This window comes from Nonomuraea sp. NPDC049141 (assembly GCF_040648415.1).
Classification (GTDB): Bacteria; Actinomycetota; Actinomycetes; order Streptosporangiales; family Streptosporangiaceae; genus Nonomuraea.
This window is the reverse complement of the sequence record NZ_JBEZDR010000010.1, coordinates 13,740-26,817: the sequence shown is the minus strand read 5'-3', so window position 1 is coordinate 26,817 and position 13,078 is coordinate 13,740. Positions and strand designations below refer to the sequence as shown.

Annotated in this window: 19 protein-coding genes; 9 read left to right on the top strand and 10 right to left on the bottom strand. The window is 65.8% G+C overall.

The genetic code is table 11. The annotated features are described in order from the left end of the window. Positions 1 to 48: 48 nt before the first annotated feature. The 6 genes from AB0B91_RS29115 to AB0B91_RS29090 are packed head-to-tail and all read right to left on the bottom strand — an operon-like array spanning position 49 to position 2,290. Positions 49 to 270, bottom strand: a complete 222-nt coding sequence (locus tag AB0B91_RS29115; RefSeq protein WP_358326152.1) for a hypothetical protein — start codon at positions 268 to 270, stop codon at positions 49 to 51. Continuing rightward, positions 270 to 782, bottom strand: coding sequence for a hypothetical protein (locus AB0B91_RS29110; protein WP_358326149.1), 513 nt, complete (start codon positions 780 to 782; stop codon positions 270 to 272). Before AB0B91_RS29110 ends, AB0B91_RS29115 begins: the two co-directional genes overlap by 1 nt. Next, the gene (locus AB0B91_RS29105) at positions 782 to 1,309 is read right to left on the bottom strand and encodes a hypothetical protein (protein WP_358326147.1); all 528 of its coding nucleotides are present in this window, start codon (positions 1,307 to 1,309) and stop codon (positions 782 to 784) included. The genes AB0B91_RS29110 and AB0B91_RS29105 overlap by 1 nt, the downstream gene beginning before the upstream one ends. Continuing rightward, positions 1,306 to 1,545: a hypothetical protein gene (locus AB0B91_RS29100; RefSeq protein WP_358326144.1), complete on the bottom strand. Its 240-nt coding sequence runs from the start codon at positions 1,543 to 1,545 to the stop codon at positions 1,306 to 1,308. The genes AB0B91_RS29105 and AB0B91_RS29100 overlap by 4 nt, the downstream gene beginning before the upstream one ends. After that, the gene (locus AB0B91_RS29095) at positions 1,545 to 1,856 is read right to left on the bottom strand and encodes a hypothetical protein (protein ID WP_358326142.1); all 312 of its coding nucleotides are present in this window, start codon (positions 1,854 to 1,856) and stop codon (positions 1,545 to 1,547) included. The genes AB0B91_RS29100 and AB0B91_RS29095 overlap by 1 nt, the downstream gene beginning before the upstream one ends. Beyond that, entirely contained in the window at positions 1,853 to 2,290 is a 438-nt protein-coding gene (locus tag AB0B91_RS29090; RefSeq protein ID WP_358326138.1) for a hypothetical protein, read from the bottom strand. The genes AB0B91_RS29095 and AB0B91_RS29090 overlap by 4 nt, the downstream gene beginning before the upstream one ends. A gap of 364 nt (positions 2,291 to 2,654) precedes the next feature. Between AB0B91_RS29090 and AB0B91_RS29085 the strand changes: the two genes are divergently transcribed. The 4 genes from AB0B91_RS29085 to AB0B91_RS29070 all read left to right on the top strand — a co-directional run bounded on the left by AB0B91_RS29085 (position 2,655) and on the right by AB0B91_RS29070 (position 5,589). Continuing rightward, positions 2,655 to 2,876, top strand: coding sequence for a hypothetical protein (locus AB0B91_RS29085; RefSeq protein ID WP_358326135.1), 222 nt, complete (start codon positions 2,655 to 2,657; stop codon positions 2,874 to 2,876). Continuing rightward, complete coding sequence (locus tag AB0B91_RS29080) at positions 2,873 to 3,418, top strand: DUF6879 family protein (protein ID WP_358326132.1); 546 nt, start codon at positions 2,873 to 2,875, stop codon at positions 3,416 to 3,418. The genes AB0B91_RS29085 and AB0B91_RS29080 overlap by 4 nt, the downstream gene beginning before the upstream one ends. 16 nt (positions 3,419 to 3,434) lie before the next feature. Beyond that, positions 3,435 to 4,289 (top strand): helix-turn-helix transcriptional regulator, encoded by an 855-nt coding sequence (locus tag AB0B91_RS29075; RefSeq protein WP_358326129.1) that lies wholly within the window; start codon positions 3,435 to 3,437, stop codon positions 4,287 to 4,289. A 94-nt stretch (positions 4,290 to 4,383) separates the two neighbouring features. Next, complete coding sequence (locus AB0B91_RS29070) at positions 4,384 to 5,589, top strand: transposase (protein WP_358326126.1); 1,206 nt, start codon at positions 4,384 to 4,386, stop codon at positions 5,587 to 5,589. A 137-nt stretch (positions 5,590 to 5,726) separates the two neighbouring features. Here AB0B91_RS29070 and AB0B91_RS29065 read toward each other — a convergent pair whose 3' ends face one another. Further along, a complete protein-coding gene (locus AB0B91_RS29065) occupies positions 5,727 to 6,452 on the bottom strand; it encodes a LuxR C-terminal-related transcriptional regulator (protein WP_358326123.1) in 726 nt (241 codons plus the stop codon). Positions 6,453 to 6,559: 107 nt separating this feature from the next. Between AB0B91_RS29065 and AB0B91_RS29060 the strand changes: the two genes are divergently transcribed. The 5 genes from AB0B91_RS29060 to AB0B91_RS29040 all read left to right on the top strand — a co-directional run bounded on the left by AB0B91_RS29060 (position 6,560) and on the right by AB0B91_RS29040 (position 11,066). After that, entirely contained in the window at positions 6,560 to 7,045 is a 486-nt protein-coding gene (locus AB0B91_RS29060) for a hypothetical protein (RefSeq protein ID WP_358326120.1), read from the top strand. A 647-nt stretch (positions 7,046 to 7,692) separates the two neighbouring features. Then, a complete protein-coding gene (locus tag AB0B91_RS29055) occupies positions 7,693 to 8,970 on the top strand; it encodes a hypothetical protein (protein WP_358326117.1) in 1,278 nt (425 codons plus the stop codon). Between the two features lie 592 nt (positions 8,971 to 9,562). Further along, the gene (locus tag AB0B91_RS29050; RefSeq protein WP_358326114.1) at positions 9,563 to 9,850 is read left to right on the top strand and encodes a hypothetical protein; all 288 of its coding nucleotides are present in this window, start codon (positions 9,563 to 9,565) and stop codon (positions 9,848 to 9,850) included. A 430-nt stretch (positions 9,851 to 10,280) separates the two neighbouring features. Further along, complete coding sequence (locus AB0B91_RS29045; protein ID WP_358326112.1) at positions 10,281 to 10,871, top strand: hypothetical protein; 591 nt, start codon at positions 10,281 to 10,283, stop codon at positions 10,869 to 10,871. Between the two features lie 30 nt (positions 10,872 to 10,901). Then, positions 10,902 to 11,066, top strand: coding sequence for a pentapeptide repeat-containing protein (locus AB0B91_RS29040; protein ID WP_358326109.1), 165 nt, complete (start codon positions 10,902 to 10,904; stop codon positions 11,064 to 11,066). A 7-nt stretch (positions 11,067 to 11,073) separates the two neighbouring features. Here the strand turns inward: AB0B91_RS29040 and AB0B91_RS29035 are convergent, their stop codons facing one another. The 3 genes from AB0B91_RS29035 to AB0B91_RS29025 all read right to left on the bottom strand — a co-directional run bounded on the left by AB0B91_RS29035 (position 11,074) and on the right by AB0B91_RS29025 (position 12,983). Further along, a complete protein-coding gene (locus AB0B91_RS29035) occupies positions 11,074 to 11,766 on the bottom strand; it encodes a peptidoglycan-binding protein (RefSeq protein WP_358326106.1) in 693 nt (230 codons plus the stop codon). Between the two features lie 385 nt (positions 11,767 to 12,151). Then, complete coding sequence (locus AB0B91_RS29030; protein WP_358326103.1) at positions 12,152 to 12,427, bottom strand: hypothetical protein; 276 nt, start codon at positions 12,425 to 12,427, stop codon at positions 12,152 to 12,154. 79 nt (positions 12,428 to 12,506) lie between these two features. Further along, positions 12,507 to 12,983 (bottom strand): hypothetical protein, encoded by a 477-nt coding sequence (locus AB0B91_RS29025; RefSeq protein ID WP_358326101.1) that lies wholly within the window; start codon positions 12,981 to 12,983, stop codon positions 12,507 to 12,509. Between the last annotated feature and the right edge of the window lie 95 nt (positions 12,984 to 13,078).

Below are 13,078 nucleotides of genomic sequence, written 5' to 3'. Positions count from 1 at the left end.
GATCTCCTCATCTTGCTGGTTACGTGTGGCGTGGATGCTGGAGCAGGGTCAGGGATGTGCCGACGCCGTCTCGGTGGCGGCCGGGGCGAGCACAGGGCATGCGCCGGTGGCGCGGAACTCCACGTCGCCGCCCCAGATCACATGGACGATCTGGTCGGAATCGCGGTACATCGAGCACGGCTCGTGCTGGGGCGACATGTGCGTCCCGAGCGAGTTGCGGATGTCCTGGCACGGATTGCCCCTGGTGTGGGCCAGGTTGAACAGGCTCATCAGCGGGCCTCCTTGCACAGGCATTCGGCGAAGTAGCGGACGATCTCGACACCGAGCGCGAAGCCGGCCCAGGCAGTCGAACCGAGCGAGGCGTCGGTCCAGGCGGTCCACGGCACCACGTCATAGGGCGGCGAGGCGAGAGGCGTCCATCGGACGTCGAACCCGATGTCCGCCCAGATGGCCTTCATCGCCTGCTCCGGGGTCCGCAGGCCGTGGATGTCCAGCATGAGACCGGAAGGGGTGACCACCCCTGCATGTGTGAACGCCCACTGGCCGTCCTTGCATCGCTCGAACCAGGCGAACGGCCAGCCGGTCAGTTCATGCATGGCACCGGCCAACGCCTGACAGTGGGCGTACCCGAACAACTCGACAGCGTCGTCGGTGACCGTCCCGGGCCGGAGCGTGAATTCGGTCTGGCCGCGGAACGACGGACGGTCCATCGTCACCGGGACCGTCACTTGGTGGAACGGGGCACCGCACGCGTACTCGGTGAGGAGCGGATATCCGGTCATCAGCGAGCCTCCGTGCAGGTGGTGAGCTTGGCGACGATCCGCTCGGCGCGGGTCTCGTGCTTGGCGTAGGCATTGGGGTAGGCGCTGCGCTGGACGGCCTGGGCCGCCTCGGTGAGCGGCCGGGTCTGCCAACGGTTGACCTTCACGAGGCGGCTGTAGAACCGCTTCGCGGAAGCGGCCGGATCGGTGCGGTTGCGGCCCCAGGACGGATGCTGCTGGAAGATGCCGATCGCGAGGCCGCCGTCCCCCACGACGCTGCTGTCGAGGTCGGATTCCTGGAGCGTGGTCGCGATGGCGATCACCGTCGCGCGCTCGGGCAGGCCCATGTCGGCGGCGACCCGGATCACGGCGACGGCGTTGTCTGCCTGTTCCTTGTTCAGGTTCAGGCTGGCCCGCGTCTTGCTGGACGGGCTGCACGCCGGCCCGGCCGAGCTCGCGCCCGCCGGGGATTCGGGGGCGCAGCGGGAGGCGGCGGCCATGGGGAGAGCCGCGATGACCGCGGTGGCGAGGGTGATTTTCACGATCATCGGACGGCCCTCCCCTGCTCCAGGGAGGCCAGGCGAGCGGGTGTGTAGGTGTAGGTGTGGTCGGGCTCGTCCCGCCAACAGACCTTGACCATGCCGGTGTCGAAGCAGTGGCCGACGATCCGGTACGGCTTGAGCCGGAACAGGAAGTGCGCGACGACCTTGAAGATCCAGGAGCACATCAGGAGGAAGATCCAGGCGAACACCACGAGCACAGCCACACCGATCAGGAGCGACATCACGCACCCCTCGTGCAGGAGATGACGTGCTGCTCGGCGTCGGCTAGCGGGCCCGGCCGGTCCTTGGCGGGGCATCCGGTGCAGTTCCACACACCGTTGTCGTCGAGGCTGGGGCACTGGTCCGCGCAGATGGCGGTCCAGGTAACGGTCGGCCCCTCGTCCCCGCCGAGCGTTACGAACCGCTCGTGGTGCGTTACCTCCGGGTTCGTGGCGGACCGCATGAGGTGGCAGACGCTGCCGGGCGCGCCCGGCGTCGCGTCGTCAGTGTCGTGGCTGTCGATGTGGCGGCCACGGTCAGCAGCGAGAATCATGCCGCCGCCCCCGCCTTCGCCGCCACAGCCTCAGCGCGCTTGCGCTCGGCTTCGGCGCGGGCTCGCTCAGCGTGGTCTATGCGGTCGGTGATGATCTGGTCGGCCAGCTCGGTGACGAGAGGGCGGCGGGCGCGGGGGTTCATGCCGCCGCGCGTGCCCCACACGATCATGTAGAGGTTGCGGCCCGAGTTGGCGTGCAGGATCGCCTCGTCGATGACGGCGATGCGCAGGCACGCCTTCGCGGCAGCGACCGGGCAGCTCTGGCACAGTTTGTTCGCGATGGGCTTGGCGACGTTGTCGTCCCAGGCGTTGGGGTTGGGAAGACACGGTCGGCCGTTGGCCTGGGCGATCTCTGCGGTGAGGATGCGGCGTTCGAGGCGGAGGTTCTGCTCGAACGTCAGCAGTTGCCGGGGTGGGGCGTGCCTGTTGTTCACGCCAGGTGGGGATGGTGCCAAGATAGGAGTCATCAGGTTGTTCTTTCGCGAGGAGACCTGACCGCGGCCCTCGGCGTTGCACCGCCGGGGGCCGCTCTTGTTGTTCAGCTCCTCCTTCGGTGTTGCACCACTCAAGGAGGAGCGAGGCCAGCTTGGTCGGAACCGGCTGCCTTGATGTCAGCGTGGATCCAAGATGAGCAATAGTCAAGCATTGCGCAAGATTTGCTTCTGTGTATTAGCCTGACGGCTGCCAGGTTCCGCGTTTCAGCGTAATGATCCCCGCCCGTCAGGCGGGGATCATTGCCAAGAAGCGCGCAACTTGCGAGCATGAACCCAGTGATGCCAACCAACCGAAGGGCACACGATGAACATCAAGTTCATGTGGAAGACCAGCGACTCTGGTGGCGGCAACTGCCCCGCCCTCTACGAGGCTCCCGGCGGCTACGTCACCCAAGGCAAGAAGATCGACGACGAGGCGCGATCCCAGCTTCGGAACGTCGCCCCGAACGAGGACGCCGTCTACGTCCCCGCCGACGTCATCGACCGCCTCGTCCAGCAGCGGATCAAGGACCTAGGACTGGCGTGAGCGAAGACCGTCGTCCGATCACCCCTGCCGAGTTCGGCGAGGAGCTGACGAAGTTCGAGCACACAGCCTTCCGTCTCGAACTTCAACCGAGCTATCTGGTGCCCGAAGAGGTCGAACTCCTTGCTGCGTTCCTTTGCGGGGAACCAGTGCCTCCAACCACGGTCTACAAGGCGTGGTACGACCAGATCTCCGAACACGTACGGCAGGGTAAGCGCATCGAACGCGTGCGCATCCAGGACGATCCCCCCACGGACTACCAACGCTTCGAGCGCTGGCTGGACAAGTGGAACCGTCAAGCAGGCGAAATCATGAGGTATCTCCCTCGGCAGCAGGCGCACGATATCGGCCTGCTGCCGAGGGCGGGCAGCGACGACTGGTGGCTGCTCGATTCCTCACGGCTGATCAAGATGCACTTCGATGGCTCCGGCAGACCCGAAGCGTACGAGCTGATCGAAGACCCGGCAGTCGTGATACAGGCGTGCAAGTGGCGGGACCTGGCAGTCCACCACAGCGTCCTGGTCGGCCAGGACGCGCCCGCCTAAGAAGAGGAACAGAACAGTGGAATCCCTAGAGGACTGGTTGAACCGGCCCGAAGGCTTGGCAGCCCGCCTGCGGACGTTGCGTGCGCAGGCAGGGTTGTCAGGAAAGGACATCGCCGATGCCCACCGCTGGCAGCAGTCGAAGGTCTCCCGTATAGAGAACGCCAAGCAGCTTCCGTCCGTTGAGGATGTCGAGGCGTGGGGCGCGACGTGCTCGGCTGGCCCGGAGCTGGTGGCGGAGCTGTTGCAGCTGCTAGAAGAAGCGCGCATTGCCCGGTTGACCTTCCACAGCCGGATGCGGGCCGGTCAGAAAGCCGTCCAAGAGGACTACAGCCGGCTCATACGCGAGGCCCGCCTCATCCGAAACTTCGAGACCGTGTACGTTCCCGGGACGCTTCAAGTCCCCGCCTACGCCCGCCGTGTCCTCGAGGAGATGGTCTGGCTGCACGATCTCGATATCGACGACGTTGACGCTGCGGTCACGACACGCATGCGGCGGCAGCAGATGCTGTACGACTCGGCCAAGAGGTTCGAGTTCCTGATCGGAGAGCCCGTGCTTCGCTGGCTGATCTGCCCGCCGGCCGTGATGCGCGCCCAACTCGACCGGCTGCAAACCATCATCGGCCTGGAACACGTCCGCTTTGGCATCCTGCCCATGGGAAGCCAGTTGACGATCACGCCGCAGAACGGTTTCTCCATCTTCGTCGCCGACGAGCCCTTGGTCATGGTGGAGACGTTCATAGGAGAGACCAGTCACACCGGTGAGGAAGCCGCTCGATATATGCAGGTTCTCGACAAGCTCTGGGATGAGGCTGTGACTGGGGACCGGGCGCGAGACCTCATTATCGCGGCAGCTCAGGCTCTCCCGAGCTAACTGCCACCAGTTCGGGCATTTTGGCGAAACGATCGTCGTTGAGCAGTACCTTTCCTGCGATTTCGATTTCCCTGCCCCGGGGAGGGGGTGGCGCATGATTCGCGCGTACAAGTTCCTCTTGCGCCCCACGACCCGTCAGGCTGTCGCGCTGGGCGAGATGCTGCGGGACCACTGCTCGCTGTACAACGGCGCACTCCAAGAGCGCCGGGATGCCTACCGGCACATCTCCAAAACGAGCATCCGGTACAGCGACCAGTCCGCCCAGCTCAAGGAGATCCGGGCGTTCGACCCCGAGCGGCAGGGCCGTTGGTCGTTCTCCTCTCAGCAGGCCACATTGCGCCGCTTAGACAAGGCGTTCCAGGCGTTCTTCCGCCGGGTCAAGGCTGGGGAAAAGCCGGGATATCCGCGCTTCAAGGGCGTCGGGCACTTCGACGCCGTCGCCTTCCCCAAGGACGGCGACGGCTGCCGCTGGGACTCCACCCCGCACGATCCGCAGACCCGTGTCCGCCTCCAGAGTGTCGGGCACGTTCGTGTGCACCAGCACCGGCCCGTTCGGGGCCGCGTGAAGACGATCAGCATCAAGCGTGAGAGCAAACGCTGGTACGTCGTCCTCTCGTGCGACGATGTATCCGCCGAGCCCCTCCCGTCCACAGGCACCGTGGCCGGCATCGACATGGGCATCACGCACTTCCTGACCACATCGGACGGTGCACACGTCGCCAACCCGAAGTTTTTCGACGCGGCGGCGGACGAGCTGGCCTACGCTCAACGGCACCTCGCCACGTTCCCTGAGCGCACCCGGCAGCGTACGAAGAAGCACCGCGCCGCCGCTCAGAGGGTCGCCAAGCTCTACGCGAAGATCCGGCGGCAGCGCCTCGACTTCCACCACAAGACCGCCCGAGCGCTCGTTCGCGACCACGACGTGATCGCGCACGAGCGACTCAATACCGCGGGCATGACAAAGGCGCCCGCGCCTCAGCCCAACCCCGAAACGTCCGGCGCATTCCTGCCGAATGGCGCCGCCGCGAAGGCTGGGCTCAACCGCAGCATCCTCGACGCGGGCTGGGGACAGTTCCTGAGGATCCTGGCGGACAAGGCTGAAAGTGCCGGTCGCCTGACGATCCCGGTGGACGCCCGCAATACCTCCCGCACATGCCTCGAATGCGGGCACGTCGCGAAGGAGAACCGCGTCACCCAAGCAAAGTTCCAGTGCACGGCGTGCGGCTTCACCGCGAACGCGGACCACGTCGGCGCAACGAACGTCCTCCGGGCCGGGCTGGTCCTCTGCAACGTGGCCTAGCCACCGACGCAGGAAGTCCACGCTTCACGCGGGGACGGAGTCACCATCGCATCACGCCCGTCCCGCTTCCGGGTGTGTCCAGTCAGTGGCTCTGTCTCTCTTGACCGTACAGTCCCCCCAGATCCCTTCGGCGTGAGCTAGCGAGGCGGCGAGGGCAGAAGTCCCAGCGTTTGCCCTCGCATGACTGCGCTTGTTCGGTCGTGGGTGTCGAGTTTGCGGTAGATGCTCTCGATGTGTTTGCTGACCGTTCTGGCGGAGATGGCGAGTTGGTTGGCGATCGCGTGGGCGATCAATCCGTTGGCCATCAGGTCCAGGACGGCGAGTTCACGACTGGTAAGGGGGATGCCCTGATCGCGGAAGGGAGCGGAAGTTTTCCGCTCACCGGCGGACGGGAGAACTGCGCGCTTTTGCAGCGAGTAGATCTCAGCGAGGATGGGGTGGAGCTGTCGCGCGAGGGTCAATTGCCTCAAAGGGAAATATCGCGATGAGGCCCCTAAGGCCAGACCGACGATACGCTGCGGCGCAACGACCAGTGGAACGGTGAGCACGTCCCCGAATTGACTGTAAATCGACGCTAGTTTGCGGGGATCGGCGTGATCGCTCAATCGCAGGGCGGAGTGCGTGCGGGAACGCCGGTAAGCCAGGGTGAGTGGATGGCCGATTGCGACCTGGTGGAACTTAAGTGACCCGACGGGGTAGAGGTGAGGCGTGTCGGCCCAGCTGTGGCTGGCTTCACCTCGAAGGTCGATGTCGCACGCGCCGGCCCAGCCGGCATCGAACAGGTCGCGAAGCGGCCCGGTGATGCCGGTATCAGGAAAGGTCGGCCCGGCGCAGCGGAGTGCGGAGGCGACAAACTCCAGCACGGAACGATAATCGCCGGCCGATAACGATGATAGATGCCCATCATATTCCCCCATGCGGGCCCCCTGATATGCGCTGGGCGTGTCGATGTCAATGGGGAGTTCGCCCTATGGGAACCCTACTGGCGAACACCATAGCGTTCCAGCCATCTTTCGATGTCTTGCTGACCTCAAGTCAGCCGAGAGGGGAACAGATCATGGCTTCCGGACAGAACGACGCCAGTGTCCTGCTCATCCGCGCCGAGGACGCGGCGGGATTCGCGATCTCCAGCATCAAGGTAGGCGACCCTTTCAACGTGGTGGCGGACTACCAGGTCGGGTCCAACGTCATGCAGGTCGTCAAGGACGTCACCCTCATGGTGTCCATCAACAACATCACCCAACTGAAGGCGGTCTTCAAAAAAGACAAGACCGACCCCCTCACCGCAGTTCAGAAGCTCACGCCGTATAAGTCCACCATCACGCTCGCCGTTCCGGCGAACTGGATGGCCGACGAGGGCGACATCCTGGACATCAAGGCAACCTTCAAGGTCGTCGCAGGAGTTCTGAGCGACTTCTCTACCGCTGTCGCGGCTCCGGTCGTCGTGGAGACCTGACTCCCTCCCCTGGCCCAGGGCAGCGGTACAGCGCACTCAACAGACTGGCCCTGGGTGAGGTGAATCGGGGCGGTGAAGGCCTGCCCTCGATCCGGACCCGCAGTTCAACCCTGTCGGCTTGGTGGGAGCGCGAACCGTTCCCACCCTGACCATGCGATATGCCGATGAGGATCAGCCCGAGGTGGGCGGCGGTCGATGGCCGCGCCCGTCCTCGGGCGAGCTCGGCCATCCTCCCGAGCCGAGACAGCAGTGCGGATGTATCACTCAGGTTCCCCGGCTCCTCTGCAAGTACGTCGACCCTGAATGAGGACATTGATCATGCGCGGCTTCACGTGCGGGCAGCCACTGCCCGTCTCCTGCTCACCTGTCTGGTTGCATAATGCCCCGGCAGCCACACCCGTTACACGACCCGGAAGTGCCCGTACACCTTCCATCAGCAGGACGGGTTCCTGGTCCCGGCAAGCTAAGGGAGAACCCTTCACTGATGCCGTCGGCGGCGCCCGCTTCTGCCACGCCCGTGCTCACGGCGTGCATCACGGTCGTCATCGCGTGCCTGACTCGGGCGATCACCAGCGCGCTGCACGTGGTCGGCAGCCCACTGCCAGCTGCTGCCTCTCTGCTGCCCCCATCGAAAAGCGGTGACAGCCATGGAAATTCTCCTCGTGATATTTGTTGTGGCCGCGATCGTGGCGACCCTGATGGCACGCTTCGGCTCCCGCAAGCGCCGGCACGACGATCCACCGCCAGGCGAGGCGGAGATCCAGGCGGTCATCCCCACCTTCCACGTCCTGGCGCTCGGCCTGCCGGGGGCGGGGAAGACACTCCTGCTGGCCAGCATGTTCCATGAGCTCCAGGCGCCCTCCCGGCAGAGCTACTACCTGTCGGCCGCCGACGGCGACGTGGCCAGGCTGAGCAGCTGGTTCGCGCAGATGGCCAACACCTCACAGGCCGAAGACTGGCCGCGAGGCACCTTCGCCAGCGAGACACGCCACCTTTCCTTCGGCGTCAAGACCCAGGCCGGGGACCGGGTGCACGAGGTCCTTCGCCTGGACTATCTGGAGTACGCCGGAGAGCTCCTGACCGACGCCGCCGACATCAATTCCGACCGGCGTACGGAGCTCTTCGCGCAGGTGCACTCGGCGCACGCCCTGCTCGGCATCATCGACGGCGGGCGTATCCGCCAGCACCTGGACGGCGACCCACAGGGCTGGACGGAACTGCACCGCACCCTGAACATCCTCGTCCCGCACATGATCGGCGCGAGCTGCCCGGTCAGCTTCGTCGTCACCAAGTGGGACCTGCTGTCGCACCTGCACGAGGACGAGAACACCCGCCTGTCTCTCGTGCGCGACCTGCTGATGTCCAACGACCACTTCCGGACGCTGGTCCACCTCCACAGCGCCCAACGCGTGATCCGGCTCATCCCGGTCAGCGCGGTCGGCTCGGGGTTCGCCTCCCTGGACGCCTCCGGCCACGTGGTGAAGATCCGCAGCGCCCAGGCCCGGCCCGCCTACGTCGACGTCCCGCTGTCGGCCGTGGTCCCCGACCTGTTCGACCAGGTCGAGATGCGGCTGGATGCGAAGCTTCGTGCCGCCCTCGACGCGGAAGCCCGCCGCCAGACTCGGCTGAATAGCGCCCAGTCGACGGCGATGCTGGCCTTCCAGGCCTCGGCACGCGCTCTCTTTGGCGCCCTCAGCCTGCCGCTCGCTGCCTTCGCCGCAGACGTGCTCATGGGACTACCTCGGGACTCCCGCGGCATGGCCGCCGAGCAGGGACAGGCGGGCCCCGCTTCACAGGCGAGCGAGGCGGCGCGGCGCGCCGGTGAGTTCCTGCGGGTCCGTCGGCAGGTGCTGCAGGACATGCGCGGCAAACCCACCATGCTGGAAGAGCGGCTGCCGAGCTCCCGTCTGTCAGCGGGAAAGTGACGGTGGACGCCCGGGGATGGCCGTTCCTGATCTCTCGCGGGCGGCGCGTCGGCTACCGCACGCTCCTCGCGCCCGCTCTGCTCGTCACCGATGGCGACTACACCGTACTCGCCGACCACGTCGAACCCGGCGCCGTGCTGGACCGGCCCGGCATCATCGACCTCACCACCCCCTCCGGACAGCCGATCAGCGTCGTCCATGCCACCCACCGGGTCTCCGGGACCGACCTCGGCCAGGCAGCCGCACCCAAGGACGAACACGGACGCCCGCTGCACCTGCTCTACGGGTTCGTCTGCCCCCGCGCACGCGGCATCTGTCCTGACCAGGCCGACCTTCGTACGGCGCTGACCGCCGCGCTCGAGGCCTACCAGTCGTTCCTGAAAGACGAGAAGGACTTTGCCATAGAAGTGGGAGAGCCGTTCCCGCTGCGATCCTCCTTCGAGACGGCCGCGCCAGCGCAGCGGCCGACCGTGCTGTGTATCGCGTCGGCGGCAGCCCTGCTCGTCGTGCTTCTCCTGGCCCTGCGATGGGTCAGCGCCCCGGACGAGCACACGCCGCCTGATCCCAGCCCAACGGTGACGTCGACCAAGCCGTGCACACCGTCGTCCCGTCCCCCCACTGCCATTCCCTCAAGGTCGGCAGCCGGGCACGGCACCGTGACCCCATTTACCTGCGGCGTCGAGCGAACCGGGATCAGGCCGCCTCTGCCGACACGACAGCCTCCTGCTATCGGCAGGCCGGTAACCACTGGAACTGCATCACACCGGGCGCGTACTGCCCGAAGGCAGCACACCGCCGCTACGGCTACGCCAAGATCACCAAGCGGCAATACCGGTGCGGCATCTACAGCAACGGCCAGTGGCGGTGGAAGCGAGTCTGATCCCCCGGCACTGAAGGGAGACTGTCGAAGACGCCCCTACACTCGCGCATGTCCTCGCACGGCTTCCCCGATATGACGAGATGGCCCGCCGCTCCATGATGGAAGCGGCGGGTGTTGAGGTCCGCACGGCGTGACCACCAGCAGCGGCGTGATGGAGGCGGCTGATAGCTTCCGACCTGCGGCAACACCTCCGCCTTGCGGCTCATCGCACCGACCGAGCGGAGGGCGGAGGAGCCGGCGGACGAGGGCGAGGTGACGCTTCTCCTCCCGGCGACCAGGACTGGGACGTGCAGGGCTGGAAATCGGGCTGGTTCGAGTTGCTGAACGACCTCACCGCGACGCTAAACAAGGTTGGTGACAGCACCCACCACGACACTGACGCTCATCAGAGTGCAAGCCGTCGTACAGGGCCACGCCGTACCGTTCCAGTATGTGGGCCACGCTCCGCAAGCTCCCCGCTCGCACGTGGATTCTCGTCGTCGCCGCGTTGCTGCTGCTCGCCGCCCTGGTCTGGGTGCTCGGCGCTGGTGCCCGTTGGGTTGTGGACCTCGATGCGGACCTCACCAAGCGGCCCGAGAAGGACATCGCGACCGCAGCCGATGCCGTGCGGGGCCGGGCGCTGGCCATCGCCACCGGTCTGGTCGCGTTGGTCGCCGTCTACTACACGGCGCGCAACGCTGATACGACCCGCCGCTCCCTCGCACTCACGCAGCAGACGTCGACTCGCACGCTGGAGTTGACGGAGCAAGGGCAGGTGACGGACCGCTACACGAAGGCCATTCAGCAGCTCGGAGACGTGAACAACTTGCACATCAGGATTGGTGGGATCTACGCGTTAGAACGGATCGCCCGCGACTCTGAACGCGACTACGGCACCGTGCAAGAGGTCTTATCGCATTTCGTCAGGGACCACGAGCCGCACCGCACCGCACCGCAGCCGTCCAAACAGCCATCAGCAGAAGAGGGTTCGAAGGTCGCGACGCCAACTTCCACACGTCCGAAGCTTCCAGCCGATGTCTAAGCAGCGATCACTGTGATCGGGCGATCAAACATGCATGAGGCAGATCTAAGCGGCGCGATCCTGACTGGCGCGCACCTGACCGAGGCAGACCTGACCCAGGCGGACCTGACCGGGGCAGACCTGAGAAATATCACGGGTATAACGCCGGAAGAGATCCGCAAGGTCGCAAAAACATACAACGACACCAAGTTCTAAGTCCCGATCAGACCACGCGCAGGAGCGCGGCCCACGTCTTCGGCCCGCACTCGCCGTCCTCCGTCAGATGGGCCGCCTTCTGGAAGCGGCGCAGCGCCTCATCCAGCGACTCGCCGAGCACGGTGTCGTCAAGGGAGCCGGACAAGCCGAGGCCGCGGGCGTGCAGCAGGTAGAAGACAGTCTTGACGTCGTAGCCTCGCGCGCCGAGCTTGAGCGTGGGCAGTGTTTTCACGATCTTCTCCGTCCAGGTGAGCTCGGCAGGCGTGGGCTTGGGCGCGGGTGTGGTGCCTGAGTAGGCGGGGTAGCCGTAGCCGGCGACCAGGCCCGAGCGTTCGCGACGCATCACGCGGTTGCCGGTGTTGCCCTCGATCGTCACGATGCTGTTGGAGCGGACGGCTTCGACGATGCCGACGTGATCAATGGCCGGGATGTTGCGGCTTCCGGCCCAGTCGTAGAGCACGATCGCGCCCTTGCACGGAGTGTGCCCCGCGATCGACCTGCTGACGCGGTGCATCAGCGGGATCTCGCCGACGCACCGCCGCGACAAGGCGTCGTACCTGGCGCGGCTCGCGCACGCGCACGCCGCCGCCCACGCTCCGGACGCGGCGGCGGACACGGCGAGCGAGGCGCTCATCATCGCCACGGAGACCGGATCGCAATCCGTCCGCGCCGAGCTGCCCCGCTTGGACGCGATGCTCATCGCGGGGGCCAGAACGGCCGCAGGCCGTCGCGTTCCACGAGCTGATCACGACTACCGCCTGAGCGCTGTCGAACACCGCGGACGCCCCTGGGTTCGCCGGGCTCGTCACCGGTCGCGAAGGCTGAACGGGCAGAGGTAACGCTGCGGGGCGGATCATTCACGCCGTGGGTCATCCTCGTCAGGGGGGCGGCGCCACGCCCTCGCGGGGATGATCGCAATCGGAGCAGTTGGGATGCCGCTGAGGGCCCTTCTGGCGGGGCAGCAGTAGCCAGGCCGAAGATCGCCGCCTCTACTGCGGAGGTTGGTTCGGCGCCAGGCAGCAAGGCGAGGCGTTCGGCGATTCTGCGGGAATGCTCAATCGCGCCGAGTTCGACGGCCGACGAGGTCAGTTCGCGTATTGTCTGCCGCCGCTGCGCTTCGCCATCTTGGGTTGCGACTTGCTCGGCCAGTTCGTCAACGTGCTCTCTCTGGGCGGCCAGAGGTCAGCCAAGTCGATCTGGCCGCCGGGGAATTGCAATGACGTGACCCGGTCGATCAGTCTGCCGAACGCGGCGTTGTGCCGTCGCATGATCAGCCATACTGCGAGCACGACAGCGACTGGCCACGCCAGCCCGGTAAGCAGCCCGCCGACTGCCTCGATGAGTTTCGCCCACTGCTCCACGGCCAGAGCATCCCGCCGCACCTCGCCGCGCTGGCTGAGTGTCCGGACCGTAACCGCCGAGCCGCCGTCTATGGAGCTCTCAGCGCACCTGTTTGGACGCCTCGTCGATGAATCTTTCCACCGCGTTCCTGACCTCGGCCATGCGTCCGTCCAGTTCGTCGAGGGTCTGGATCTTGTCTATGTCCGCTGCGAGGTCCATCGCGGCGGTTGCCAGCTGAGTCACGTCCTTGCCGTCAGCCACCAAGCGCACTCTGTACAGGGATTGCCACGCCGTGGTGCGGCTGAGCACCTGCGCTGCTTTGGCCTCGGCGTAGGAGACCGGGTCGGAGGGCAATCTTCTCTTTGCGCCCCATCGAGCTCCTTGCTTGGATCTCAAGTCCAGCACGGCACCAGCAAAGGTGCTGTAGGCGGTGAGTCGTTCCTGACGGAACTGCTCGGCGCGAGCGAAGTTTTGGGCACGACCAGCCGTTCGGCTTTGGAAGATGTAGGTGGCCAGCGACCCGAGCAAGGTCCCAGCCACAGCGATACACGCGGTGAAAATGGCCTGCATGTTCATCAGTCGATCACATCTACGCGGCGGGGGCCAAGATAAGCTCGACCGTCGTCTGATCAGCTCAGTCGGTCGGCGGGACCGACGGATCGCCAAGGTCA

Excerpts from the sequence above, each read along its gene's own strand:
- AB0B91_RS29025 (WP_358326101.1), bottom strand. The coding sequence starts at position 12,983 with ATGAACATGCAGGCCATTTTCACCGCGTGTATCGCTGTGGCTGGGACC.
- AB0B91_RS29100 (WP_358326144.1), bottom strand. The coding sequence starts at position 1,545 with ATGTCGCTCCTGATCGGTGTGGCTGTGCTCGTGGTGTTCGCCTGGATC.
- AB0B91_RS29040 (WP_358326109.1), top strand. The coding sequence starts at position 10,902 with ATGCATGAGGCAGATCTAAGCGGCGCGATCCTGACTGGCGCGCACCTG.
- AB0B91_RS29095 (WP_358326142.1), bottom strand. The coding sequence starts at position 1,856 with ATGATTCTCGCTGCTGACCGTGGCCGCCACATCGACAGCCACGACACT.
- AB0B91_RS29115 (WP_358326152.1), bottom strand. The coding sequence starts at position 270 with ATGAGCCTGTTCAACCTGGCCCACACCAGGGGCAATCCGTGCCAGGAC.
- AB0B91_RS29035 (WP_358326106.1), bottom strand. The coding sequence starts at position 11,766 with ATGAGCATCGCGTCCAAGCGGGGCAGCTCGGCGCGGACGGATTGCGAT.
- AB0B91_RS29085 (WP_358326135.1), top strand. The coding sequence starts at position 2,655 with ATGAACATCAAGTTCATGTGGAAGACCAGCGACTCTGGTGGCGGCAAC.
- AB0B91_RS29060 (WP_358326120.1), top strand. The coding sequence starts at position 6,560 with ATGGGAACCCTACTGGCGAACACCATAGCGTTCCAGCCATCTTTCGAT.
- AB0B91_RS29055 (WP_358326117.1), top strand. The coding sequence starts at position 7,693 with ATGGAAATTCTCCTCGTGATATTTGTTGTGGCCGCGATCGTGGCGACC.
- AB0B91_RS29045 (WP_358326112.1), top strand. The coding sequence starts at position 10,281 with ATGTGGGCCACGCTCCGCAAGCTCCCCGCTCGCACGTGGATTCTCGTC.
- AB0B91_RS29070 (WP_358326126.1), top strand. The coding sequence starts at position 4,384 with ATGATTCGCGCGTACAAGTTCCTCTTGCGCCCCACGACCCGTCAGGCT.
- AB0B91_RS29110 (WP_358326149.1), bottom strand. The coding sequence starts at position 782 with ATGACCGGATATCCGCTCCTCACCGAGTACGCGTGCGGTGCCCCGTTC.
- AB0B91_RS29105 (WP_358326147.1), bottom strand. The coding sequence starts at position 1,309 with ATGATCGTGAAAATCACCCTCGCCACCGCGGTCATCGCGGCTCTCCCC.